Source organism: Gemmiger formicilis (genome assembly GCF_024462815.1).
In the GTDB taxonomy this organism is placed as follows: domain Bacteria; phylum Bacillota; class Clostridia; order Oscillospirales; family Ruminococcaceae; genus Gemmiger.
Genome location: NZ_JANGCG010000088.1, coordinates 1 through 245, shown reverse-complemented (window position 1 = coordinate 245; position 245 = coordinate 1). Strand labels below are relative to the sequence as shown.

At 47.8% G+C, this 245-nt stretch carries 1 protein-coding gene; it reads right to left on the bottom strand.

The window, feature by feature from the left end; all coding sequences use genetic code 11:
- Positions 1-37: 37 nt before the first annotated feature.
- Positions 38-245: hypothetical protein (locus tag NE623_RS14605; RefSeq protein ID WP_256276173.1), on the bottom strand; the 208-nt coding region annotated here is incomplete at its 5' end.

Genomic DNA, 245 nt, shown 5'->3' with positions numbered 1-245 from the left:
AACAGAAAGCTGTTCTCAAAAGATGACAAGAAGGAAACTAAGGACTCAAATTAAGACGATCAGAGCTTACACGGTACGACTGAGCGATGACGAGCTGCAGGAACTGGATAAGCTGTTCAACAACTACGGCAGATGCCGTGATCTGCTTTATGGTCAGCTGTGCGGAATCAACCACATGACCGACGTTGAAAATTGGCGTGGCCCAAGGGACAGAATCCGTCAGCACGAAGGCAAAATAAAGCAGG